24 protein-coding genes, 1 tRNA gene and 1 riboswitch are annotated in these 22,684 nt (G+C 61.4%); of the genes, 16 read left to right on the forward strand and 9 right to left on the reverse strand.

Going from position 1 to position 22,684, the window contains the following annotated elements; translation table 11 throughout:
- Nucleotides 1–48: 48 nt before the first annotated feature.
- From paoC to paoA, 3 genes are read right to left on the reverse strand one after another with little or no spacing between them, the layout of a single operon-like run.
- On the reverse strand, nt 49–2,265 hold the full coding sequence (gene paoC, locus VVT58_RS11730; protein ID WP_327753135.1) for an aldehyde oxidoreductase molybdenum-binding subunit PaoC: 2,217 nt from the start codon (nt 2,263–2,265) through the stop codon (nt 49–51).
- Between the two features lie 3 nt (nt 2,266–2,268).
- Nucleotides 2,269–3,219, reverse strand: coding sequence for an FAD binding domain-containing protein (locus VVT58_RS11735; protein ID WP_327753136.1), 951 nt, complete (start codon nt 3,217–3,219; stop codon nt 2,269–2,271).
- Nucleotides 3,216–3,848, reverse strand: coding sequence for an aldehyde dehydrogenase iron-sulfur subunit PaoA (paoA, locus tag VVT58_RS11740; protein WP_327753137.1), 633 nt, complete (start codon nt 3,846–3,848; stop codon nt 3,216–3,218). The genes VVT58_RS11735 and paoA overlap by 4 nt, the downstream gene beginning before the upstream one ends.
- A gap of 254 nt (nt 3,849–4,102) precedes the next feature.
- On the opposite strand from paoA, the gene VVT58_RS11745 reads away from it, so the two are divergent.
- The 12 genes from VVT58_RS11745 (at nt 4,103) to VVT58_RS11800 (ending at nt 12,335) form a co-directional block, all read left to right on the forward strand.
- A tRNA-Gly gene (locus tag VVT58_RS11745) sits at nt 4,103–4,177 on the forward strand.
- A gap of 237 nt (nt 4,178–4,414) precedes the next feature.
- A complete protein-coding gene (locus tag VVT58_RS11750) occupies nt 4,415–4,642 on the forward strand; it encodes an AbrB/MazE/SpoVT family DNA-binding domain-containing protein (protein WP_084466085.1) in 228 nt (75 codons plus the stop codon).
- Between the two features lie 4 nt (nt 4,643–4,646).
- The gene (locus tag VVT58_RS11755) at nt 4,647–5,027 is read left to right on the forward strand and encodes a type II toxin-antitoxin system death-on-curing family toxin (RefSeq protein ID WP_327753146.1); all 381 of its coding nucleotides are present in this window, start codon (nt 4,647–4,649) and stop codon (nt 5,025–5,027) included.
- A gap of 75 nt (nt 5,028–5,102) precedes the next feature.
- Nucleotides 5,103–5,372: a hypothetical protein gene (locus VVT58_RS11760; RefSeq protein ID WP_327753138.1), complete on the forward strand. Its 270-nt coding sequence runs from the start codon at nt 5,103–5,105 to the stop codon at nt 5,370–5,372.
- 21 nt (nt 5,373–5,393) lie between these two features.
- Nucleotides 5,394–6,380 carry an acyltransferase gene (locus tag VVT58_RS11765; RefSeq protein WP_327753139.1) on the forward strand — a complete coding sequence of 329 codons (987 nt, stop codon included), beginning with the start codon at nt 5,394–5,396 and terminating at the stop codon, nt 6,378–6,380.
- Nucleotides 6,381–6,461: 81 nt separating this feature from the next.
- Nucleotides 6,462–8,009 carry a hypothetical protein gene (locus VVT58_RS11770; protein ID WP_327753140.1) on the forward strand — a complete coding sequence of 516 codons (1,548 nt, stop codon included), beginning with the start codon at nt 6,462–6,464 and terminating at the stop codon, nt 8,007–8,009.
- 103 nt (nt 8,010–8,112) lie between these two features.
- Complete coding sequence (rfbF, locus tag VVT58_RS11775) at nt 8,113–8,880, forward strand: glucose-1-phosphate cytidylyltransferase (protein ID WP_327753141.1); 768 nt, start codon at nt 8,113–8,115, stop codon at nt 8,878–8,880.
- Nucleotides 8,877–9,545, forward strand: coding sequence for a CDP-glucose 4,6-dehydratase (rfbG, locus tag VVT58_RS11780; protein ID WP_327753142.1), 669 nt, complete (start codon nt 8,877–8,879; stop codon nt 9,543–9,545). The genes rfbF and rfbG overlap by 4 nt, the downstream gene beginning before the upstream one ends.
- 251 nt (nt 9,546–9,796) lie before the next feature.
- Nucleotides 9,797–10,177, forward strand: coding sequence for a helix-turn-helix domain-containing protein (locus tag VVT58_RS11785; protein ID WP_066553506.1), 381 nt, complete (start codon nt 9,797–9,799; stop codon nt 10,175–10,177).
- Complete coding sequence (locus VVT58_RS11790; RefSeq protein WP_327753143.1) at nt 10,177–11,409, forward strand: HipA domain-containing protein; 1,233 nt, start codon at nt 10,177–10,179, stop codon at nt 11,407–11,409. The genes VVT58_RS11785 and VVT58_RS11790 overlap by 1 nt, the downstream gene beginning before the upstream one ends.
- A gap of 363 nt (nt 11,410–11,772) precedes the next feature.
- Entirely contained in the window at nt 11,773–12,012 is a 240-nt protein-coding gene (locus VVT58_RS11795; RefSeq protein ID WP_066553442.1) for a type II toxin-antitoxin system ParD family antitoxin, read from the forward strand.
- On the forward strand, nt 12,009–12,335 hold the full coding sequence (locus VVT58_RS11800; RefSeq protein WP_176597169.1) for a type II toxin-antitoxin system RelE/ParE family toxin: 327 nt from the start codon (nt 12,009–12,011) through the stop codon (nt 12,333–12,335). Before VVT58_RS11795 ends, VVT58_RS11800 begins: the two co-directional genes overlap by 4 nt.
- 765 nt (nt 12,336–13,100) lie before the next feature.
- Here the strand turns inward: VVT58_RS11800 and VVT58_RS11805 are convergent.
- From VVT58_RS11805 to VVT58_RS11815, 3 genes are all read right to left on the reverse strand, one after another.
- Nucleotides 13,101–13,688 (reverse strand): mobile mystery protein B, encoded by a 588-nt coding sequence (locus VVT58_RS11805; protein ID WP_327753144.1) that lies wholly within the window; start codon nt 13,686–13,688, stop codon nt 13,101–13,103.
- Nucleotides 13,685–14,143, reverse strand: a complete 459-nt coding sequence (locus VVT58_RS11810; protein ID WP_066553499.1) for a mobile mystery protein A — start codon at nt 14,141–14,143, stop codon at nt 13,685–13,687. Before VVT58_RS11810 ends, VVT58_RS11805 begins: the two co-directional genes overlap by 4 nt.
- 163 nt (nt 14,144–14,306) lie before the next feature.
- Nucleotides 14,307–14,531, reverse strand: coding sequence for a hypothetical protein (locus VVT58_RS11815; RefSeq protein ID WP_066553482.1), 225 nt, complete (start codon nt 14,529–14,531; stop codon nt 14,307–14,309).
- 848 nt (nt 14,532–15,379) lie between these two features.
- Here VVT58_RS11815 and istA point away from each other — a divergent pair.
- The 3 genes from istA (at nt 15,380) to VVT58_RS11830 (ending at nt 18,899) form a co-directional block, all read left to right on the forward strand.
- Nucleotides 15,380–16,894 (forward strand): IS21 family transposase, encoded by a 1,515-nt coding sequence (istA, locus tag VVT58_RS11820; RefSeq protein ID WP_176597709.1) that lies wholly within the window; start codon nt 15,380–15,382, stop codon nt 16,892–16,894.
- Complete coding sequence (gene istB, locus VVT58_RS11825; RefSeq protein WP_327754306.1) at nt 16,881–17,609, forward strand: IS21-like element helper ATPase IstB; 729 nt, start codon at nt 16,881–16,883, stop codon at nt 17,607–17,609. The genes istA and istB overlap by 14 nt, the downstream gene beginning before the upstream one ends.
- A gap of 210 nt (nt 17,610–17,819) precedes the next feature.
- Entirely contained in the window at nt 17,820–18,899 is a 1,080-nt protein-coding gene (locus VVT58_RS11830) for a TauD/TfdA family dioxygenase (RefSeq protein WP_327754345.1), read from the forward strand.
- Nucleotides 18,900–19,366: 467 nt separating this feature from the next.
- On the opposite strand, the gene VVT58_RS11835 is transcribed toward VVT58_RS11830, so the two are convergent.
- From VVT58_RS11835 to VVT58_RS11845, 3 genes are read right to left on the reverse strand one after another with little or no spacing between them, the layout of a single operon-like run.
- The gene (locus VVT58_RS11835; protein WP_327754344.1) at nt 19,367–19,816 is read right to left on the reverse strand and encodes a hypothetical protein; all 450 of its coding nucleotides are present in this window, start codon (nt 19,814–19,816) and stop codon (nt 19,367–19,369) included.
- A complete protein-coding gene (thiC, locus tag VVT58_RS11840; protein ID WP_327754343.1) occupies nt 19,809–21,707 on the reverse strand; it encodes a phosphomethylpyrimidine synthase ThiC in 1,899 nt (632 codons plus the stop codon). The genes VVT58_RS11835 and thiC overlap by 8 nt, the downstream gene beginning before the upstream one ends.
- Before the next feature lie 11 nt (nt 21,708–21,718).
- Nucleotides 21,719–22,126 carry a DUF2065 family protein gene (locus VVT58_RS11845; protein WP_087574295.1) on the reverse strand — a complete coding sequence of 136 codons (408 nt, stop codon included), beginning with the start codon at nt 22,124–22,126 and terminating at the stop codon, nt 21,719–21,721.
- A 57-nt stretch (nt 22,127–22,183) separates the two neighbouring features.
- A riboswitch (TPP riboswitch) is annotated at nt 22,184–22,294 on the reverse strand.
- A gap of 83 nt (nt 22,295–22,377) precedes the next feature.
- Between VVT58_RS11845 and VVT58_RS11850 the strand changes: the two genes are divergently transcribed.
- Complete coding sequence (locus VVT58_RS11850) at nt 22,378–22,674, forward strand: hypothetical protein (RefSeq protein WP_066553371.1); 297 nt, start codon at nt 22,378–22,380, stop codon at nt 22,672–22,674.
- The last annotated feature ends 10 nt before the right edge of the window (nt 22,675–22,684 follow it).

Here is a 22,684-nt window from a genome sequence, read left to right on the forward strand (position 1 = left end):
CTTTCCCACCTCTTTTGCGGAGGGGACTAGGGGCACCGACGGAGAAGTTCAAGCGACCCTTTTTCCGATTGACGCGGCCAGAATCTTGTCGATCGTCAGCGGATAATCGCGCAGCCTTATGCCCGTGGCATTGTAGATCGCATTGGCGACCGCCGCCCCCGCACCGCAAATGCCCAGTTCACCGACGCCCTTGGCCTTCATGGGCGAGCTTTTGTCGTCCAGTTCCTCGACGAACAGCACGTCCTGATCAGGAATGTCGGCATGCACCGGCACCAGATATTCGGCCATGTCGTGATTGACGAAAAAGCCGAATCGGGTGTCGACGCTCAGTTCCTCCATCAGCGCCGCGCCGACCCCCATGGTCATCGCGCCGATCACCTGGCTGCGCGCCGATTTGGGGTTGAGGATGCGCCCGGCGGCGAAGGCCCCGCCCATGCGGCGGACGCGGACTTCGGCGGTGTCGATGTCGACGCCGACCTCGCAGAAATGCGCGCCGAACGTGGCCTGCGCATAACGTTTGGCGAGGTCGCCAAAGTCGATGCTGTCCTCCGCCCAAAGCCCCTCGCGCCCCGCAAGCGTGCCGAGCGGCTGGGACTGGTTGCCCAGGCGCACCAGGCCATCTTCGAACAGCGCCTGGTCCACCGCGAAGCCCGCCTTTTCCGCCAGCTTCGCGCGCAGGGCCATGGCGGCGGCATAGACGCCCGCCGTGGCGCTGTTGGCGCCCCATTGCCCGCCCGACCCGGCCGAGGCGGGAAAGCGGCTGTCGCCCAGACGCACGATCACGGCCTCCAGCGGCACGCCCAGCATTTCCGCCGCGGTCTGGCCGATGATCGTGTAGCTGCCGGTGCCGATATCGGTCATGTCGGTTTCGACGATGACATGCCCCCTGGCATCGACGCCGATGCGCGCCCCCGATTTCATGACCAGATTGTTGCGGAAGGCGGAGGCGACGCCCATGCCGACCAGCCAGCGACCGTCGCGCACCTGCCCCGGCTTGGGATTGCGGCGGTTCCAGCCAAAGCGTTCCGCGCCTTCGCGCAGACACTCGACTAGCTTGCGGCTGGAAAAGGGACGCTGCGGTCCGGCTTCCGGATCATATTGCACATCGTTGCGGATGCGCAGTTCCACCGGATCGACGCCGCAGGCCTCGGCCAGCTCGTCCATCGCGACTTCCAGCGCGAGCAGGCCAACCGCCTCGCCCGGCGCGCGCATGGCGTTGCCCTCCGGCAGGTCCAGCGTCGACAGGCGATGCGTCGTCAGCCGGTTGGCGCCGCGATAGAGCAGACGCGTCTGCTGCGCCGCCGTCTCCGCCCCGCCGCCGGGCAGGTCGCCCGACCAGACCTCATGCGCGATGGCGTCGATCACGCCATGCTTGTCGGCGCCGATGCGGATGCGCTGGATGGTGGCGGGACGATGAGTGGTGTTGTTGGGGATTTGCGGCCGGGCGATCGCGACTTTGACCGGACGGCCGACCATGCGCGCCCCGAGCGCCGCCAGCAACGCATCCGCCCGCAGGAACAGCTTCGCGCCGAAGCCGCCACCGATATAGGGGGAGACGAAGCGGATATTCTCCTTGGGAATCTTCAGCGTCTTCGCCATCTCGCCCACGCTCCAGGCGATCATCTGGTTCGAGGTCCAGAGGGTGAGCTTGTCGCCGTTCCAGGCGGCGATGGTCGCATGCGGCTCCATCATCGCATGGCTTTGGTCGGGGGTGGTATAGCTCTGGTCGATCTTCACCGCCGCTTTGGCGAAGCCGGCATCGAAATCGCCCGCCCTGGTGTCGGCAGGCCCGCCGAAGCCGCCTTCGGGCGGGACGCCGTTCATGCGCTCCGCCGCAAGGTCGAACCGGCCCTGTTCCACGGCATAGTCGATGCGGACGAGCTGGGCGGCGTCACGCGCATTTTCCAGCGTGTCCGCGATCACCAGCGCCACCGCCTGCTCATAATGTTCGATCTGCGGCCCGCCGAGCAGATGGGCGGTGTTCATATTACCTTTGCCGAGCGGCCCCGCATTCTGGTGCGTGACGATGCCCAGCACGCCGGGCGCGGCCTCCGCTGCGCGCAGGTCCATGGCGCCGATCCGCCCCTTGGCGATGGCCGAACCGACGATCCAGCCATAGGCGGCGTTGGGCGCGGCATCATGCCGTTCATAGGCATAGGGCGCGGTGCCGGTGACCTTCGCGGCGCCGTCTATCCGGTCATGGGGTATGCCGATGACGCGGCCCCGGTCGATCGGGTTGATGGTGGCTGGCGTGTCGAACTTCATGGCTCAGCCCCCCTTCTGACGGTAGAGCGAGGCAAGGGTGCGGGCGGTCAGTTGCTGCTTGAACGCATTGTGCGCGGTCGGGCGCGCGCCGCTGAGCGCCGCCTCCGCGACGGCGGCCGCGCCGGACGGCGCTGCCGCATCGGCGGAGTCGGTGCGCCAGGGCTTGGTCCCTATACCGCCGAAGGCGAAACGCGCATGCCCGTCCGTCGCGAACACCGCCGCGACCGACACCAAAGCGAACGCATAGGAAGCGCGATCGCGCACCTTGCGATAGACATGGGTGCCGCCCAGCGGCTTGGGCAAAGTGACCGAAGTGATGAGCTCGCCGGGCCTCAGCGCATTTTCCACCTCCGGCGTATCGCCGGGCAAGAGGTGGAAATCAGCGATCGGGATCGTCCGGCGGCTGCCGTCGGCGCTCGCCGTGTCGACGCTGGCATCCAGCAGGCGCAGCGCCACCGCCATGTCGGAGGGATGCTGCGCGATGCAGGCTTCGCTGGTGCCCAGGATGGCGAGGCTGCGACTCATGCCCTTTAGCGCGCCGCAACCGCTGCCCGGCTTGCGCTTGTTGCAGGGCATGCGCGTGTCGTAGAAATAAGGGCAGCGGGTGCGCTGGAGCAGGTTGCCGCCCGTCGTCGCCTTGTTGCGGAGTTGCCCGGACGCGCCCGCCAGCAGAGCGCGGCTCAACACCGCATAATCGCGGCGAACCGCTTTGTCGGCGGCGAGATCGGTATTGCGGACCATCGCCCCGATCCGCAGGCCGCCTTCCGCCGTCGGCTCGATGCGGTCGAGGCCCAGATGATTGACGTCGATCAGATGGGCCGGCGTCTCGATCTGGAGCTTCATCAGGTCGAGCAGATTGGTGCCGCCCGCGATGAAGCGCGCGCCCTGGGTCGCGGCGGCGGTCTTCGCCGCTTCCTCGACGCTAGCTGCGCGGCTGTAGGTGAATGGCCTCATGCCTTTACCCCCTCCTCCGCGACTTCGCGAATCGCCGCGACGATGTTGGGATAGGCGGCGCAGCGGCAGATATTGCCGCTCATCCGTTCGCGCACCTCGCTCTCGGAAAAGGCGACGCGGTCGAGCTCTTGCGTGGCGTGGCTGGGGATGCCCGCCTCGATCTCCTCCAGCACCGCCACCGCCGAACAGATCTGGCCAGGCGTGCAATAGCCGCATTGATAGCCGTCATGAGTGATGAAGGCGCGCTGCATGGGATGGAGCTTTTCCGGCGTGCCGATCCCTTCGATGGTGGTCACATGATCGCCCTCATGCATCACGGCGAGGGTGAGGCAGCTATTGATCCGCCGCCCCTCGACAATCACCGTGCAGGCACCGCATTGCCCATGATCGCAGCCCTTCTTCGTGCCGGTCAGGTGCAAATGTTCGCGCAGGGCATCGAGCAGCGTCGTGCGCGGGTCGAGTTGAAGATGCACTTCGCGGCCGTTCACGGTCAGTCCTACAGGCGTCATCGGCGCTCCTTCCTTGCGTCTGGCGGGAGCCGCCTGCGCCTCTCCCAAAGCGGGGATCGCGGCGGCGGCAGCGGCGCTACCCTGGAGCAGGCTGCGGCGCGTCAATGGTTCGGCGGTCATAGCTGCACTCCTCCTAATCCCCATGCGATACGAAATGGGAGGCGATTATATCCGTCAGTACGTCAGAGATTTAGGGAATGAACAGTAGCATATCGCAACGCAGCGCCAAGGCGCAATGCATGATTCCGCTATTTGGGACGAAATGGCTTCGCGGAGAAAAAAATGGCTTCCTGCAGATTCTCCCTTGCCGAGGTGGGAAGCCGCTGCTAGTTGCCCCCCCACCCGCCGAGAGGACACCTCCTCCGGCCGCCAGAGCGGGCGTAGCTCAGGGGTAGAGCACAACCTTGCCAAGGTTGGGGTCGAGGGTTCGAATCCCTTCGCCCGCTCCAGTTTTCCCAAGGAAAACAAGAACTTAAAAGAGTCGCCAACCGGCGGCCTTTTTCATTTTCGGCTCGTCTACCACCCGTCTACCACCGAGTAAAATTGGCCATCAATGTGCGCCTGCGTCCGTTGGAATAGTGCAACGGCAAATCATGCGTCATAAACGAAGCACCTGGACCTTCTGACTGGATTCGGCTCACCCTGGCCCACTTGTCTTCAATATCTGCTTCCGTTATAACGCCAGTATGAACAGCGCTCTTAAAATTACCAAAATTGGAAATAGCGCGGGCGTCATCCTGCCCCGCGATGTTCTGGCGCACCTCAATGTCCAGGTGGGTGAAACCCTTTCACTGGTTACGACTCCTCGAGGCATCGAGTTGAGTGCAGCGGCACCTGATTTTGAAGCCCAGATGGCCGCTGCTCGCGAGGTAATGCTTCGGCGCAAGCGCGCGCTCCGTGAACTCGCCAAATAAATCAGTGCAGAATTGGATATGGGTCACGGTCGCAGTCGCCATGGCAGCGCATGCCGAGCAAGTGGCAGAGCATGGCGGGGATGACGGAATACGCGACAAAGGCCTGCTTGATAGCGCTATGGCGCGTCCGCTGAACCTTGCTGGCTATGGCGAACCCGATACCGCAGATTTGGCGGCAGCCTATGCGTTCGGCATTGCGCGGAACCATCCCTTTGTTGACGGCAACAAAAGAACGGCAGCGGTGGTGAGCGAAACATTCCTCATGCTCAACGGATACGAACTGGCCGCAACGGATGCCGAATTGGTGGTAGCTTTTGTCGCACTCGCGAGCGGCGAACTGTCAGAAGAAGAAATGGCTGACTGGTTCCGCCAGCACAGCCGGTAGGTTCGAACAGCTGTAGCGGCGCCTTAAATGAGACCTATTGCGCCGGTCTGGAATTGCTCGATCGTCGGTTCACGCATGACCGATGAAGTCCGGCTCGGCATGGTCGCCGCGCTGGTCAGCCACGGTCGCCCGATCGCTGAACTGATCGATACACAGCGCAGAGACCAGCGCGCGACTTTGCGCTCGCAATTCGAAGGTATGCCGTTCGAGCCGTTCAGCTACAACGATCATCAGGCAACGCTCGACCGGCTGGTCGGCAGTCTTCATGAGGCGCTGACCGACGACGATCGCGCCGTTTTCTCGTGTTGCCTCAAGTTATTGATTGGACTGTTTTTACCTGCATAATGTCCCGCAGGGGGACTATCGGTGCGTCTAAAGTATCAGCCATCGCTTGACGGCCTACGCGGGCTCGCGTTGCTTTCGGTAATGGCATTCCATTTTCAGCGGAATGTGATGAACGGCGGCGCTCTGGGAGTGGACGTCTTTTTCGTCCTTTCCGGCTACCTCATTACGATGTTGCTGGCCACAGAGCATCAAGAAACGGGTAAGATCGAATATCGTGCTTTCCTCTTGCGGCGTATTCGTCGTTTGGGACCGGCACTCCTCGCCATGCTGGCCTTCTGTGCCGCTGCCGGGCCATATTTCTGGCCCAATCCTGCAACTATGACGCAGGATATAGCCGCTGCAGCTACCTACACTCCCAATTTTTGGATTCAGGCAGGCGCCAGAGAGTCTCCGCTGTCGCATACATGGTCGCTCAGTATTGAAGAGCAATTCTATCTGCTCTGGCCACCGATTATGCTTTGGCTGGTTAGGCTACCAAGGGACCGCGCTGTTCACGGCCTTCTGTCGGTCTGGGTAATTGTAACGATCGCCCGTTGTGCCATGACGGCATTCCTGCCGCCGGATCCAGCTCCCTACTATCTCATCCCGTTCCATGCGACCGGCTTGCTACTAGGCGCCGCGCTGGCGCTCAGGCCTCTGCGCACTAATCGCGGCCGCATCGCTCTCGGGGTACTCGTGGCGCTCTTCATCGGGGGCAAGGCAACTCTGACCTTCGCATACACGGTAGCAGTCGCAGAGGTAGCAACGGTTTTAGTGATTGCTAACCCACCCGCGATCTTGATGAACCCAATGCTTCGATGGCTCGGAAAAATCTCCTATGGAACCTATTTGTGGCACATCCCGCTTTTGTGGCTGCTGCCGAATTCGGGCGCCCTCTTCCTTTTGGGAATATCGTTGCTCGCAGGGGCAATCTCCTATTATTTCATCGAATCTTGGGCAACCTCACGCCCCGTTCCATTACCAGGACTTCGATTGAAGCGTGAAGAGTTATCAGTCGATGAACAGTAAATGATAGCCATATATATTGGCGATGTTTTTATAAAATTTAAGCGCAGGGTCGGGACCCGGGCAGGCAAAAGAGGCTCTATTATGGCATCAATCGCGCTGGATCGGACAGCGTCACCATCCTTGTTTTCGGGTGATATTCCGCGTGCTGTGCTGATCACGGCGTTTTTGTTGTTCCTTGCCAATATCTTTGCATCCGGACTCTTCACGCCACTTTGGCTGGATGAGAATTTCAGCGCCACGATCGCGGCGCAGCCGAACCTCAGGGGCTTGATCGACTGGTGCCTCAACGAATTGAGCGGTCCGCTTTATTATTCCGTCCTTTGGACGTGGGAAAAGGTAGCGGGCGACAGCAACGCGGCATTGAGAATTCCCGCCCTGTTTTTCTCCATGGCCGCGCCTGCTTTCCTTCTCTGGAAAGGGCATGAAGATCGGACGATCCGATATTTATGGGCACTTAGTATCGCCCTGTGGCAACCGGGCTTCAGCATCGCGACCGAGGCTCGCCCTTATTCCCTGATGCTATTTCTGGGATGCGTGCAGGCGGTCTGCTTCCTACGCCTCATGCAAGCCCCGACCACCGCGCGCGCCGGCCTTTGGGCTGGCGTGTCCGCCCTGGCAGTCCTGACACACTATCATGCCGCCGTGATCGCCGGCATCCAAGGCATCGCTTATCTGATGATCTGGCAGCGGGTCGCGCTCCGTACCTGGCCAGCAGCGTTCATACTGGTGCCCATGGCGGCTTGGATGAGCTGGCACCTGCATGTCGTGCTGGATTTTGCCGGTTCGGGATATAGCTGGTATCAGCTCTTGAGCTGGAAAGAGGCACTGTTTGCGCCTCTGTTCCTGTGCGGGTCTGTAGCCACGCTGATCGCACTGGGGTTCATGCTGCCTGTATGGGCCTATGCTCGCTTTGGTAAAGCCCGATCGACGGAACCAGTTTCCCCCCGCTTCTCGCCCGAAATGGTACTCATCTGCACCGGGCTACTGTCGGCGGCTTGTGTTGTCGCGATGGGCTTTGTCCGGCCAAGCTACTCGATGCGATACCTGCTTCCTTATGTGGGAGCAGTTTCCCTGCTGATTCCCATCGTTCTTCGCGATGTCAAACAGCTGGTTCCGGCGGCACCGATGGCTATCATCTTGCTATTGATCGGTTCGTCGCTGCCGCCGCTTATAAAGCGTATTACCGATCCCCTGGATGATCACCGCTATGGGTTCAATTTCGAGCAGCCCTCGGAGTGGATCATGCAAAACAGTGACGCACATCGGCTGGTCTATCTCTGGGATAATCCCACCGCTCTGATGGGCAAGCCGGACAAGCTGGCCGACGTCGGTGGGTTCTTTTTTCGCCGTAGCGGCCGACCCGTCGAAGTCCTAATTCCACGCTATGCCTTAAACGCCGATCCCTATCCGACGGTGCTAGCGCTAACAAAGGGGCGATCGGATACCGCCATTATATGGGCCTATGACAGGGGCGTACCAAATACGAGCGCGCTGCTGCATCCTCCCCGGCTCTCACAGGACAAAAGGTGGACGTGCCGGAATTTCGGATTGGGTTCTGTCACCGTGCTGGCATGCATCCCTCATCAACCCGTTCAGATTTCAATGGCAGCAACCTTAACGCAGCGTTAGGATGAAGAGCGGTAAGGGAATGGACCGTTCGGGAGAGGTCCGGAAGATACGAACTAGGAGGGCGATCGCCAAAGGAAAGAGCGGCATCGCTGGGGGTAAGTTGATGCAGGCAGTCATTCTTGCCGGTGGATTAGGTACGCGGCTGGGCGAGGAAACGTCCGTCCGACCAAAGCCCATGGTCGAAATCGGCGGAATGCCGATCATCTGGCACATCATGAAAATCTATTCGGCAGCGGGCGTGAACGATTTCATCGTCTGTCTTGGTTATAAAGGCTACATGATCAAGGAGTATTTCGCCAATTACTTCCTTCATACCGCTGACGTAACGATCGACCTGAAAAACAATAATATCGAAGTTCATCAGAACCGGAGTGAACCTTGGCGGATTACGCTGGTCGACACTGGCGCTGACGCTCAGACAGGCGGCCGGCTCAAGGCGGTCGCAAATCATATCGCCAAGGATCAGCCCTTCTGCTTCACCTATGGCGACGGCGTGGCCGATATCGACATTGCCGAACTCATCGCCTTCCACCGCAATCACGGAAAGAGTGCGACGATCACCGCGGTTGCGCCGCCTGGCCGATTTGGCGCCATTGAGTTCGACGGCGAGTTCGTTCGCAGCTTCCGGGAAAAGCCCGCCGGAGACGGTGGCCTCATCAACGGCGGTTTCTTTGTCGTGGATCGATCGGTGATCGACCTTATCGACGGACCGGACACGATCTGGGAGCAGAAGCCGCTCGAACATCTCGCCGCCACAGGAGAACTGGTAGCCTATCGCCACGACGGCTTCTGGCATCCAATGGATACGCTTCGCGACAAGCTGTACCTTGAAAACCTCTGGGAGCAGGGAGCGCCTTGGAAATCCTGGTGAAGACCTGGAAGGGCCGGCGCGTGCTGGTCACTGGCCATACCGGCTTCAAAGGCGGGTGGCTTTCGCTGTGGTTGCATCGGCTGGGCGCCCACGTCACTGGCCTGTCGCTGCCTGCCCCGACCGAGCCGAGCTTCTTCGAACAGACGCGTCTTGGCGATATCCTGCATCATGTGCAGGGTGACGTGCGGGACTTGCAGACCGTATCAAGGGTCATCGAAGCCGCACGACCGGAGATAGTGTTTCATCTCGCTGCGCAGCCCCTGGTACGCTATTCTTACGATAACCCCGTCGAAACCTATGCGACCAACGTCATGGGCACGGTTCATGTGCTTGAGGCCTGTCGCACAATCGATAGCGTTCGGGCGGCAGTTTGCGTCACGACCGACAAATGTTACGAGAATCGCGAGTGGGTTTGGCCGTATCGCGAAAATGATCCGATGGGCGGCTATGATCCGTACAGCAGCAGCAAGGGGGCGGCGGAACTTGCCATCGCGGCCTATCGGCGCTCCTACCCCGGCGGGCCAAAGATCGCATCGGCCCGGGCGGGGAATGTGATCGGCGGCGGCGACTGGGCCGAGGATCGACTGATCCCCGATATCATACGGGCGCTGATTGCCGGCGAACGGCCGCAGATGTGGATCGGCCTGGAGACGGAACCCGCTTAGATTTCGGCCAAGCCGCTGGAAGTGAACTAAAAATGCTACGGCGCCGGGGTCCCGATCGGCGCCGGTTCGAACCCCAGCACTATCTCAATTTCGCACGTTATTTCAGATAGTTGCGCTGCGCAAGGGCAGGGTTACGCATCGGCGCCGATCCACATGCTGGACGTGTTACATCGGGTTCGGATTGAAATTGACCTTAATTTATCATATATGACGCACTAAGCGGTGTCAGCGGTCATATATGGATAATTGAGATGAGCTCGCCCAAGTCGAAATCCGCGCTCGCAAGGCTCGGCCGGGATATGCGCGCAGCGCGCCTGCGCCGCAATATCGCGCGCGCGGACCTTGCGGTGCGCGCGGGCACCTCGGCGAGCACGATCGTGAGGCTGGAAAGCGGTGATCCGGGCGTAGGCATCGGCACGCTTGCCGATGTCCTCGTCGCGCTGGGCCTGATCGATCGTCTCGCCGATCTTGTCGATGTCCGTCACGACGAGCTTGGCCTCGCGCTGGCCGCCGAGAAGCTGCCGCAGCGCGGCCGCACCTTTGCCTCGACCCTTCGCCGCCAAAAGAAGAAGGGCGAGACGAAGTCCGCGTCCGGCGGGGCCGAGGTTAATCCTGACGGCGTCGCCTTCTGATGGCCGACTGGTTCGCGAAGGTCGCGCTCGGCGAGAAGCTGATCCAGGTCGGAGAGCTGCGCTACACCCGCACGGGTCCGCGCCAGTTCTCGGTCTTTTCCTATGATCCGGCCTGGGCGGCGAGCGCGGCGGCCTTCGCGCTGCAGCCCGACCTCCCGCTCGAAGGCGGCCCTTTCCATGCCTCGAGCCAGTCCGGCAATGTCCGCGACGCGCTTGCCGGCGTCTTCGCTGACGCCGCGCCCGACACATGGGGGCGAACGCTGCTCGAGCGGACCTATGGCGCGGGCCTTTCGGAATTCGAATATCTCACTCTTTCCGACGACAGTTGCCGGCAGGGCGCGCTGCGCTTCGTCGACGATCAGGGCACCGTCATTCAGGGCGGCGCGCCCAACGCGGTCCCGCGCCTTGTCGATCTCGAGGCAATTACGGGCATCGCCCGCGCTTATGAGCAGGGCAAGGAGGTCTCCGCGGCCGATATGCAGGCCCTTGTGGGCGCTGGCGGCTCGGGCGGCGCCCGCCCGAAAGCCAATGTCATCGACGATGGCACGCTTTGGCTCGCCAAGTTCACCTCCGTCCACGACCAGCAGCCCGTCGAGCGGGTCGAGGTCGCAACGCTCCGCCTCGCCGCTTCCTGCGGCATCCGCGTGCCCGACGTCCGCCTCGAACTCGTTGATACGCCCTTCCCAGTCGCTCTCATCAAGCGGTTCGACCGGCAGGGTGCGGGCCGCATCCCCTATATCTCCGCGCGCACGGCCCTTGGCAAAACCGGAGTCGAGCTTGGCTCCTATACCGAAATCGCCGACTTCATCCGGCAAGCCGGGCCCAATCCGGTCGAAGACTTCCTCGAAATCTACCGGCGCCTCATCTTCACCATCCTGGTCTCCAACAAGGACGACCATCTCAAGAACCACGGTTTCCTCTACGTCGGCGCGGACAAATGGCGCCTCTCCCCCATGTTCGACGTCAATCCCGCGCCCGATCGCAATCCGCACCTCGAAACAGCAATCTTCGAAGGCGGCGGTCACGAACGGTCCATCCTGCGAGCGCTCGAAGCTGCGGAATTCTTCGAGATCGCCGACGCGGACGCGCGCGCACTCATCCGCGACATGGCGCAGCGGATAGCCGCCACGTGGCGCGACGCACTCCGCGCGACAGGCATCACCGGCGCGCTCGCCAAGCATTACGAACCAGCCTTCGTTCACGACGAAGCAGGCATAGCGCTTTGTCTTTAATTTCCATATTTGGTAAACACTGCATCTCAGTTTGTCATATCTGACATTTTATAATGTCATGGCTATGCGGCTGGAAGGCAGAAAAGCGCGGAAGAAAAGGGCAGGTTTGTGTTGGGGCGACGACGGTGCTCTCTCCCCTTTGCCCAGATATCTCTCGGCTTGAATGGGCGCTTCGGCCCTATATTCTGCCCTGCATTCCAAGGGCGCAGATCGTGTATGGCGGGGTCGAGGTCCGAATGTCCCATGATAGTTCTCCGATGGCCAGAATTGGCCGATCGGAGGATATCGGAACGGTGCCGTGTACGGCGATTTGCCCCCCGTGACATCTTGCCAAATTTTGCCAAATCCGTTATATCACAGTCCATGTCGACGATGAACATCTCGCTTCCGGATGCGCTCAAGGCGTTTGTGGATCAGCAGGTTAACGTGCGTGGTTACGGCACGAGCAGCGAGTATGTGCGGGAATTAATCCGCAAGGATCAGGACATTCAGCGCCTTCGCGAAATGCTCCTGGACGGCGCCAGTTCTGCAGCCACAGCGCCAGCCGACGCCGGATATTTCCAAGGCCTTCGTGACCGTGTGACGCAACGCACGAGGTCGTGACTGGAAAACCGGTCATACCGCGCGCCAAAGCGCGGGCGGATGTCGACCTTGCGGTCGAGCATTACGCGGCCGAAGCTGGCGCGGATGTGGCTTTCAGTTTCATTGATGCGCTTGAACAGGCCTATACCTTTATAGGGGAAATGCCGGCGGCAGGATCTCCGCGATGGTCTCATGAGCTGAACTTACCCGGGTTGAGGACCATAGGGCTGAAAGGATTTCCTTGGCTTGTTTTCTACCTTGAATTGGAGACCCATGTGGATGTCTGGCGCGTGCTTCATGCCAAGCGGGACATGCCAGCTTGGTTGGCCGATGTAGGCGATTAAAACGCCGACAGAACTGCCGTTTACGTCTTCGAGGCTGATTTCTGAAATCCGCGCTTGTGGATCGGCTCGGAGACGGGACCCGCTTAGATTTCGGCCAAGTCGCTGGAAGTGAATGAAAAATACTACGGCGCTGGGGTCTCGATCGGCGCCTGTTGGAACCCCAGCAATATCTCTTCTTCGCAAGTGACTTCGGATAGTTGCGCTGCGCAGAGCCAGGGTTACGCTTCGGCGCCGATCCACAGGAGGAAAAGCTTCATGCGCCAGAAATCGACCTATTGTTCGATATGATCCACTGGCCGGCCAGCCAGGTTTAGGGGCTGCACTACGAGGAGATTCCACCGAAATGGAGCGGTAGGACATCCTTCGTTTGCGTGGTGCGCCGCGGCGCGGTAAACGCGCCGCCCTTCAACGCAGGATCGCGCTGAGGAAAGGCCCACGTCCTGCTCTGCATGCTGGCCTATTATGTCGAGCACCACATGCTCGAAAAGCTCGCCCCCATGCTCTACCGCGAAACCGACCCCGTGGCCGCCCAGGCCCTGTGCCAGGACGTCGTCACAAAGGCCCAGCGATCTCCCGGCCGCCAAGCAGAAGGAAGCGGGGTCTGACGGCCGCCTTGCACAGCGCCCATTCGCCGGGATGATTGCCGCTCTTTGAGCGGAGTGGACGGTGTCGGACGAGATCGAGGTTTCGCTTTGGAATGGAGGCGCACGAAGCTCAGCAGCTGCCGGAAGCTGGCGTCGCCGGCCGGGAGTGAAGCGCTCGCCATCAGCTTCTCGCAAATGCCAGCAGCGGCGCGAAGTCGTGCTGGTCGGCCGCGCGGAGCGCAGCGATATATTCGGCCCGCAAAGTGCCGATGTCGCGCAGCGTCCCGCCGCCCCAGCTGAAGGGCGCGCCGCCGAGCTGGACGATGAGCAAATCCGCCACCAGCCGAGCGTGTCGGCCGTTACCGTTAGGGAAGGGGTGGATCGCGACCAGCCCGTGGTGCAGCCGGACCACGATTTCGTCCGGCGGGAAGGACCCATTGTCCACCCAGTAACGCGCGTCTCGCAGCAAACCCCCAAGCTGAATGTGGATCTGCACGGGATCGATGCCGATATTCTTACCCGTTTTCCGGGTCGAACCCGCCCACGACCAGACGTCACCGAACATCCGCTTGTGCAGCTCGAATACAAACCCTTCGGTCAGGATGTCGGCGTCGCGGCGTCGTTCGGTCCAGGCAACCGCGCCATCAATATTGGCCTGTTCGGCTTCGTTCAGATCCGCGCGGGTCGTGATCCAGGTCTGCAGCAGTCTCTCGCGCTCTTCGGCGTCGAGAGGTGTCGCGTCATCGGGCTGCGCGAACAGATCGGTCACAGCGACTCCCAAAGGTCACGATCGCGCAGGGCCGTGTCGATATAGGTCTGGACTCGCTTCTCCAGATCGCGGTCGACCTGCTGATCCTCGAGCGCCATCGAGTGAGAGACGCGCCGCAGCGCCCGCAGGGCAATGTCACGCGCCCGGTGGTCCACCATCTCTGTAAGGCTCGTTTTGGGCACCAGGGCATAGACCAGGATACAGTCCATCGCTTCGGCCGCCCGGCGCAGCGTGTTGAGCTGGATCTTGCCACTTGCTTCCGAGCGCTCGAGGCTGACGATGCCTTGCGCCGTCATGCCGAGCCTTCGAGCCAGCTGCGCCCCGGTCATGCCGATCGCATCGCGGATCGCGCGCACCCACCCTTTGGGGGGCATGGCAAAGCGCTCGATCGGCTTGATCGAGGCCAGTTTGCTGTCGAGCCGCTCTCGGGCTCGGTTTCGAATTGCAGGTTTCATAAGGTCCTGCCTTTACAATCCTTGTCAATCCATCAAGCTGAGACTTGATATCACAAGCTATTTGATAAAGCCATAACTTTAATAAAATTCTTGTGAGATAAACACAGGAGTTTACACGTGGGGGCTTGACAGCTCGACGCCGTCCCAACGAGGACGGCCATTATCAGGCGGCGAACAGCTTCAGCAAGGCGCGCAGTCGCTCGGCATCCTGATTGTCGTTCGCGAGAACCTTGGCGACTTCGATCAGCAGTTGCTCGTCGCTCGCCGCCCTTTCCCGCTCCGCATCCGTGACGATCGCTTCGACGCCGGCCAGCTTCCACATCAACGCGGTCTGGTCTGGCGCCGACATCAGGATCAAGGTGCTTTCCAGCGCGCACAGGATATTCATAGGCGTTCGCTTTCATCGCAGGCCGCATCCCAGCCGAGGCGCTCACAATCGACCCGGTAAGCCAACCACGCTTCGCGAATGGCTGCGGCCTTCTCCCGGAAAACAGGTGACCAATGGTCATCCCAGGAATGAAGGTCGTTTGCTGGGACCAGATAGCGCGCTACTTGGCCGCTTCGCGCCTCGATCTCGAAGCTCAGGTCAGGGCGAGGAGAAATGCGGTCTAACTCATCGGCAAGCGGTAGCCAGACAGTGGTATGATAATGATCGTATGCGCGCTTGGCGGCGTTGCGGTTTGCCAGCGCCTCTTCCCAAGCGCTACGGGCCGTGCGATTCGCTTAGGTGGCAATGGATATGTGCATGTTCATCGATCAGTTCCTTTTCCAGCCGGACCGACTGGTCCGGTCCTGGCGGAACTGATCCGCCGTCCGACATTGGCAAGCGGCTTAATGCAGCTTCCAACTGCACGGGCTTATTCAGGCGACGGTATGGTGACGAGACGGGTTGGTTTAGGCCGCTCGATTTTTAGATTTTTGTGTCGTGCGAAAATTAGGTTTTCGTGCCGAGCGAGGGGAAGCGAGCCACCCGAATCATCTTTCTGATCGGACAGCTTTCGGCCTGAAACTCCTTTGAAGGACTCGAACCACCTCGACAAAAGTATAAAGGTATCGGGGAGGGTATCGCCGCGTGACGGCCCAAAAAAAATGGCGGTTTTCTGCGCAGCGTGGCGGGGCTGTGGAGCGGCGTGCAAAATTGACCCCCTTAGCGGGGTGATCGGCGTCTAAAATTGACCCCCATCATTCCAGAGTGTGAGGCGTCGCGGCTTGGACTTCCAGGCGGCGAGGATGGGGATGTTGATTGTGGAGACTATTGCCAAGATTCGCAGGGAGCACAGGGAAGGTAAGCCGATCAAAGAGATCGCGCGTGATTTACGGTTGTCGCGCAACACGGTGCGCAAGGCGATCCGTGCGCCGGAGGCGGATTTCAGCTACGAACGCAAGGAGCAGCCTCGACCGCAGACCGGGCCATTTCGCGAACGGCTGGACGAGTTGTTGGTGCAGAACGAGGAACGGCCCCGGCGTGATCGGCTACGGCTGACACGGATACACGATCTTCTGGAGCGTGAGGGTTTCACCGGCTCTTACGATGCGGTTCGGCGCTATGCGGCACGCTGGAAGCGCGAACGCCGGACCGACGGCGGCGATATGAGCAAGGTGTTCATCCCGCTCATGTTCCGGCCAGGCGAGGCCTATCAGTTCGACTGGAGCCACGAGGACGTGGAGATCGCTGGCAAGCCGATGCGGGTGAAGGTGGCTCATATGCGGTTGTGCTGGTCGCGGGCGCCGTATGTGCGGGCCTATCCGCGCGAGACCCAGGAGATGCTCTTTGACGCGCATGCCCGGGGCTTTGCCTTTTTTGGCGGGGTGCCGACGCGCGGCATTTACGACAACATGAAGACCGCGGTGACGAGCGTGTTCACCGGCAAGGAGCGGGTGTTCAACCGGCGCTTCCTGATCATGACGGATCATTATGGCGTCGAGCCTGTGGCTTGCAGCCCGGCGGCAGGCTGGGAGAAGGGACAGGTCGAGAACCAGGTCCAGACCAGCCGGGAGCGGCTGTTCAAGCCCCGGTTGCGCTTTGCCAGCCTCGAAGAGCTGAACGCCTGGCTGGAGGCCGAGTGCCGACGGTGGGCCGAGCGTTATGCCCATCCAGATCTGGAAGACATGACCATTGCGCAGGCGCTGGAGATGGAACGATCCTCGCTGCAGTCATTGGCCACGCCCTTTGACGGCTTCTTCGAGAGCGAACATGTGGCGAGCGCAACCTGCCTGGTGAGCTTCGATCGCAACCGATACTCGGTCATGGCGAGTGCGGCCCGGGAGGCGGTGCAACTGCGCGCCTATGCCGACAGGATCGTCATCCGTTGTGCAGGCCAAGCGGTTGCCGAGCATGCTCGCGTGTTCGGCCGCAACCAGACGGCGTTCAACCCTTGGCATTATCTGCCGGTCCTGATCCGCAAGCCGGGAGCATTGCGCAACGGCGCTCCCTTCCAGGACTGGGATCTTCCGCCGGCCCTGGCCCAACTGCGCCGCAAGCTGGGCAAAAGCGATGACGCAGATCGGCGCTTCGTCCGGGTGCTGGCAGCAGTGCCCGAAGATGGGCTGGAGGCGGTCGAAGCTGCCGTCCGCGAAGCTATGATGGCGGGTACGGCCAATGACGAAGTGATCCTCAACATCCTGTCGCGCCGACGCGAACCCCAGCCCACCCAGGCCATCAGCGTCCTGGTCGATCTGAAGCTCAAGCATCCGCCCATCGCCGACTGCGCGCGTTATGACATGGTGCGAGGCCTCGATGCAGCGGCATGAGATGTTGGCAGCCCTGAAGAGGCTGGGCCTAAAGGGCATGATCGCCGCGTTCGACGATGCCGTTACCAACGGCGTCCGTCGTGACCGGACCGCCATGGAGATGCTCGGCGACCTGCTCCGCGCTGAAGGCGCGCATCGAGAAGCCGCTTCGATCCGATACCGCATGACTGCGGCCAGGCTGCCGGCCATCAAGGATCTCGACGGCTTTGTGTTCGCCGATACACCGATCAACGAAAGCCTGGTGCGTTCACTCCATGCCGGTTCATTCCTGCCGGAAAGGCGCAATATCGTACTGGTTGGTGGCACCGGCACCGGCAAGACACATCTCGCGCTTGCCATCGCCGCTGCCGTGGTTCGTGCCGGGTCGAGAGGACGGTTCTTCAATACTGTCGACCTGGTCAATCGTCTGGAGGAGGAAACCCGGCAGGCCAAGGCTGGCAACCTGGCCGCCCAGATGGCCCGCCTGGACGTCGTGGTGCTGGACGAACTCGGGTATCTGCCGTTCGCCCGTTCAGGAGGGCAGATGCTGTTCCATCTGATCAGCAAACTCTACGAAAAGACCTCGGTGATCATCACCACCAATCTCGCCTTCGGCGAATGGCCGAGCGTCTTCCAGGATGCCAAAATGACAACGGCGCTGCTGGACCGCGTCACCCACCACTGCGACATTATCGAGACCGGCAACGATAGCTGGCGGTTCAAAAACCGAAGCTGAGACGAGGAAAAACCCCTTCCCCCGGACCCCCATCCCCGGCGGTTACCCCGGTGGGTCCACAGGTACCTCCCGCGGACGCCGCCGCCAGCGCTCCTGACGGCGCGCGGCGGCGTCCGCGGGTCCCTCCTATGGACTACCGGGATAACCGCCGGAACTCACGAAAAGGGGGTCAATGTTGGGCGCCGATAGGGGGTCAACTTTGCGCGCCGGTTGACAACGAAGACATTCGAAAAGGCAAACATCATTACTTCCCCGGCCGCATGGACGGGCGATGAAATCAATGATTCGACCGATTGGCTCTACATGCTGAGCGCAGAGGAGATCGCCGAGATCGAAAAGGTCGGCGCGCAATTCCTGATGGACGATCCCGACCTTCGTACCATAACAGCTGACCGCTATCCCCTGCCCGTCACGGCAAGGGGCCTGGCCAGCTGGGCCGCGGACATGGACAATGGGCGTGGCTTCGTCCTGGTCCGGGGGTTACGTTCGGAACTATATTCCGATGCGCTGAGCGCGGCGATCTTCTACCTCCTTGGCCTGCATCTGGGCAAACCGATGGAGCAGAATAACCTGGGTGACCTGTTCGACCATGTCGTGGCGACCAGCAACAAGACCATGGACGATCCATCCGCCTTGCCCAGCCGGACGCGCGACCGCCTGAACTTCCATTCGGACAGCAGCGACGTCGTCGGCCTGATGTGCCTGCGCGGCGCGCGCGAAGGCGGCGCGTCCATCCTGATTAGCGGCGTCACCATCTACAATGAGATCGTCCGGCGGCGTCCGGACCTGGCCCCGCTGATGTACGATGTCTGGCACTATGACTGGTACCGGCAGGACCATGATGCTCCGGCGCGCTATTATTCGTCGCCCATGGTGTCCTTCATCGACGGCGTCTTCAGTATGTATGCCGGGTCGAACGTGATCCGGTCAGCCCAGGATTATCCCGAAGTGCCCCGCATGACGCCGCAGCAATATGAATTGCTGGACCTTCTCGACGAGATTTTCCTGGTCCCGGGCCTGCCGGTCACCATGGATTTCCGGCCCGGCGACGTCCAGTGGCTGCTGAACTATGCAGCGCTGCATTCCCGCACCAGTTATGTCGATTTCCCGCAACCCGAACGCAAGCGTCACCTGTTGCGCCTGTGGCTGAAGCGAGACACCGGGCGCCCTCTGGTGGACGGGTTCGGAAAACCATTCCAGAAAGTCGACCGTTCGTCTGAGGCCGCGGCGCAGCTGGACCGGAACCATATTTCGGAGATTTGCTATCCAAGGCATAATTGGGGGCTGTGATCCGGGTTCGTATTAGTCCCGGCATCTCCTGAAGGTCAGCACGACGCAGTGATGTTCCGGCGCGATTGCAGTGCGACAACAGGCTTTTGCACGCAAATCTCAATCATAGATACGGGCGACCCGCTTTCAGGTAGCGGCGATGCTTTCCGCGCCGGCGATGAGCACGGGTCTGCGCGAACAGACAATCGCCTCGCCAACGGCGCTCTTTTCGCGCATCGCCATGAGGCAAAATCTACCACGCTCATCTACAACCCATCTACCACGAAGGCCGAATCTTGCCCTTTCTCACATTGCCACCATCCCCATAGGACATCCTCTAGAGCGCGCTGCGCTAAATCAGACGCAGGGCGCGTGCTCTAATTCCTTGTTGTCGCATCGTTTTAAGCGGAAAGTCGGTTCCCACTTTTCCGCACGATGCTCTAGCGAGACCATGGCTTGCCTCAAAGCAAGACCCCATCCACCCGCAATCACCAGACCCTGATGGTCGGTTCGAAGCTCCCGGGCTTGCTGCTGTGCCAAGCTTTCATCCTGATCGCGGTCGGGATGAAGCTGCGGCCTTTGTAGCTGGGCTCCACCTCCATCTTGTCGATGCTTCCTTCCTTGATCAGCCGGGTCAGTGTGCCGATCAGCAATTCTCGCGCTGCGGCCGCCTCGGGCGTTATATAGATCATGTTTTCCGGGATCGCTTCGCCCCCGAATTCAGCAGGGAAGAGAAGGATGGGCACGAGCTTGCCCTTGGCAACCAGCGCCTTGGCCGCAGCGGCCGTTTGAACGGTGGAGAAGTCAGGCTTCGCCCCTGCCTCGGCAGGCAGCCGGGGCGCCGCCAAAGCGGGGGCGGCTGACACCAGAGTCAAGGCCGCCCAAAGCACCATTCGACTCACGCCAAACCAGCGCGAGACGACCGCCCCCTCAATCATGCTCCCGGTCGCCGGCGCCCATATAAAGCTCGCTGCCTGTCTGCCGGAAGATTTCGCTCATTTCGGCCATGCCCTTCTCGGCATCCTCCGCCGCGAGGAAGCTGTCAGCGGGCTGGTTCTGCTTCGCGGCGAAATCCCTCACCTCCTGCGTGATCTTCATCGAGCAGAATTTGGGGCCGCACATGGAGCAGAAATGCGCGCTCTTGGCGCCTTCGGCCGGGAGCGTCTGATCGTGATATTTTTCCGCCGTATCCGGGTCGAGCGACAGGTTGAACTGGTCACGCCAGCGGAATTCGAAACGGGCGCGGGAAAGCGCATCGTCGCGGACCTTGGCGGCGGGGTGTCCCTTCGCCAGATCAGCGGCGTGGGCGGCGAGCTTGTAGGTGACGACACCGACCTTCACATCGTCGCGGTCGGGCAGGCCCAGATGCTCCTTGGGCGTGACATAGCAGAGCATCGCCGTGCCGTACCAGCCGATCATCGCGGCACCGATGCCGCTGGTGATATGGTCATAGCCCGGCGCGATGTCGGTGGTGAGCGGCCCAAGCGTGTAGAAGGGCGCCTCGCCGCAGGCCTCAAGCTGCTTGTCCATATTCTGCTTGATCTTGTGCATCGGCACATGGCCGGGGCCTTCGATCATCACCTGCACATCCTGTTCCCAGGCGCGCTTGGTGAGTTCGCCCAGCGTGTAGAGCTCGGCAAACTGTGCCTCGTCATTGGCGTCCGCGATCGAACCGGGACGCAGGCCATCGCCCAGCGAATAGGCGATGTCATAGGCCTTCATGATCTGCGTGATCTCGTCGAAATGCTCGTAGAGGAAGCTTTCCTTGTGATGGGCGAGGCACCATTTCGCCATGATCGACCCGCCGCGCGAGACGATGCCGGTGACGCGCTTGGCGGTCATCGGGATATAGGGCAGGCGCACGCCCGCATGGATGGTGAAATAGTCGACGCCCTGCTCGGCCTGCTCGATCAGCGTGTCGCGGAAGATTTCCCAGGTCAGTTCTTCGGCAATGCCGCCCACCTTCTCCAGCGCCTGATAGATCGGCACGGTGCCGATCGGGACCGGCGAGTTGCGCATGATCCATTCGCGGGTGTCATGGATGTTGCGGCCGGTCGACAGGTCCATCACCGTGTCGGCGCCCCAGCGGATCGACCAGACCAGCTTGTCGACTTCGCTCGCCACGTCCGAAGCGACGGCGCTGTTGCCGATATTGGCGTTGATCTTCACCAGGAAATTGCGGCCGATCGCCATCGGTTCCGATTCCGGGTGGTTGATATTGTTGGGGATGATGGCGCGGCCGCGCGCGACCTCATCGCGGACGAACTCCGGCGTCACATAGTCGGGGATTTCCGCGCCCCAGTCATGGCCGTCGCGCACATATTCGGCGAGGCGGGCACGGCCGAGATTTTCGCGCTCGGCCACATATTCCATCTCCGGCGTGATGATGCCACGGCGGGCATAATGCATCTGGGAGACGTTGGCGCCAGCCTTGGCGCGCAGGGGGCGCTTGACGAGGTTCGGGAAGGGCTGGACGCCGCCGCTGCGGTCGGGGCCTTTGAGACCATTGTCTTCAGGCTTGATCGCCCGGGCGTCATATTCCTCGACATCGCCGCGGGCGATGATCCAGTCGCGGCGCAGTTGCGGGAGGCCCGCCATGATGTCGATGCGCGCATTCGGATCGGTATAGGGGCCGGAAGTGTCATAGACGCGGACGGGCGGCTCGCCGCTGCCCGGTTCCAGGTCGATCTCGCGCATCGCGACCTTCAAGGGGCCGACATGGATCTTGCGACTGCCCCGGATGGGGCCGGTGGTGACGCGCATCTCTGTGCGGGCTGGCCGCTGGCTTCCATCGGAAGCCAGTTCAATCTTCGAATCAACGTCGGCCATATGCTTTCCTTTCAGGCGATGACGGTGGCGCGGCCGGTGAGGCCAGCGAGAAACAGGAGGATGCCCAGTACGATCGAGACGATCGCCCAGGCGCGGGTGAAGTTGAGCGACCAGCGGCCAATCCTGATCAGCGGACCGGGGACGGCGAGCAGCAGCGCGCCTTCGATCAGGGCGGCATAACCGATGGCCGAGACGATGATGGAGAGCGGATCGCGCCAGATGCTGTGGATCAGCACCAGCGCCGCCCCGACCGCGAAGACCGGGAAGCCCAACGCCATGACCAGACCCGGCGAGCGCTCCAGATCGTCCATCATCGCCCGCCAGCGTTGCGGGGCGGTGAGGCCGCCCATGCCGATGACGATCATGTAAAGGCCTATGGCTTCGGCCAGACGCAGGGTCAGAACGGAAATGGTGTTCATGGGCGTGCCGTCCTCTTTTTGCGCTCTGGGGCGGAGGATGGGCGCGGGCTGCTGCAAGCGAACAAGCCGTTCCCTCCCTACGCCGGTCTTATCCGGATCAGGTTCAGCGGGTCGCGGCCACGTCAGCCGCCTCTCAACCGTCTGTGGACGGTCCCCCGGGGATGGCGCTTGGATAGCCGATGCGGCGCGCGAACGGAAGCCCTGTTGTGGCGCTGGACAGTTGGTGGGCTTTTCCGCTTTAGTGGCCCGCGATGAAGCATCCCGATCTGTCCACCAAAGAAGGGCGCAAGGCGCACCGGCATGAGATGCGCATGGTGGCGGTCAGACCGCGCCGTTGGGGGCTGTGGCTGCTGACGGCGGGCTTCCTGCTGTTGCTGACGCCTTCCGCGCTGAATGTGCATAGCCTGTTCGGGCTTTGGCCGCCGATGCTGGGGGCGATCTGCATAATCGTTGGCGTGCCGCTGCTGGTGACGAGCGTGCTGTTGAAGCGGCGCTATGTGCGTCAGAGGGTGGTGGGGCAGGCGATGGTGGGGCGGATCAAGGGGTGAATGGCCGTAT

The sequence above is a fragment of the Sphingobium sp. SJ10-10 genome, from assembly GCF_036038995.2.
In the GTDB taxonomy this organism is placed as follows: Bacteria; Pseudomonadota; Alphaproteobacteria; order Sphingomonadales; family Sphingomonadaceae; genus Sphingobium.

Coding starts and splice junctions, on each gene's coding strand:
- paoC (WP_327753135.1), bottom strand. CDS start 2,265: ATGAAGTTCGACACGCCAGCCACCATCAACCCGATCGACCGGGGCCGC.
- VVT58_RS11735 (WP_327753136.1), bottom strand. CDS start 3,219: ATGAGGCCATTCACCTACAGCCGCGCAGCTAGCGTCGAGGAAGCGGCG.
- paoA (WP_327753137.1), bottom strand. CDS start 3,848: ATGACCGCCGAACCATTGACGCGCCGCAGCCTGCTCCAGGGTAGCGCC.
- VVT58_RS11750 (WP_084466085.1), top strand. CDS start 4,415: ATGAACAGCGCTCTTAAAATTACCAAAATTGGAAATAGCGCGGGCGTC.
- VVT58_RS11760 (WP_327753138.1), top strand. CDS start 5,103: ATGACCGATGAAGTCCGGCTCGGCATGGTCGCCGCGCTGGTCAGCCAC.
- VVT58_RS11770 (WP_327753140.1), top strand. CDS start 6,462: ATGGCATCAATCGCGCTGGATCGGACAGCGTCACCATCCTTGTTTTCG.
- rfbF (WP_327753141.1), top strand. CDS start 8,113: ATGCAGGCAGTCATTCTTGCCGGTGGATTAGGTACGCGGCTGGGCGAG.
- VVT58_RS11785 (WP_066553506.1), top strand. CDS start 9,797: ATGAGCTCGCCCAAGTCGAAATCCGCGCTCGCAAGGCTCGGCCGGGAT.
- VVT58_RS11790 (WP_327753143.1), top strand. CDS start 10,177: ATGGCCGACTGGTTCGCGAAGGTCGCGCTCGGCGAGAAGCTGATCCAG.
- VVT58_RS11795 (WP_066553442.1), top strand. CDS start 11,773: ATGTCGACGATGAACATCTCGCTTCCGGATGCGCTCAAGGCGTTTGTG.
- VVT58_RS11810 (WP_066553499.1), bottom strand. CDS start 14,143: ATGAAACCTGCAATTCGAAACCGAGCCCGAGAGCGGCTCGACAGCAAA.
- VVT58_RS11815 (WP_066553482.1), bottom strand. CDS start 14,531: ATGAATATCCTGTGCGCGCTGGAAAGCACCTTGATCCTGATGTCGGCG.
- istA (WP_176597709.1), top strand. CDS start 15,380: ATGTTGATTGTGGAGACTATTGCCAAGATTCGCAGGGAGCACAGGGAA.
- istB (WP_327754306.1), top strand. CDS start 16,881: ATGCAGCGGCATGAGATGTTGGCAGCCCTGAAGAGGCTGGGCCTAAAG.
- VVT58_RS11835 (WP_327754344.1), bottom strand. CDS start 19,816: ATGATTGAGGGGGCGGTCGTCTCGCGCTGGTTTGGCGTGAGTCGAATG.
- thiC (WP_327754343.1), bottom strand. CDS start 21,707: ATGGCCGACGTTGATTCGAAGATTGAACTGGCTTCCGATGGAAGCCAG.
- VVT58_RS11845 (WP_087574295.1), bottom strand. CDS start 22,126: ATGAACACCATTTCCGTTCTGACCCTGCGTCTGGCCGAAGCCATAGGC.
- VVT58_RS11850 (WP_066553371.1), top strand. CDS start 22,378: ATGAAGCATCCCGATCTGTCCACCAAAGAAGGGCGCAAGGCGCACCGG.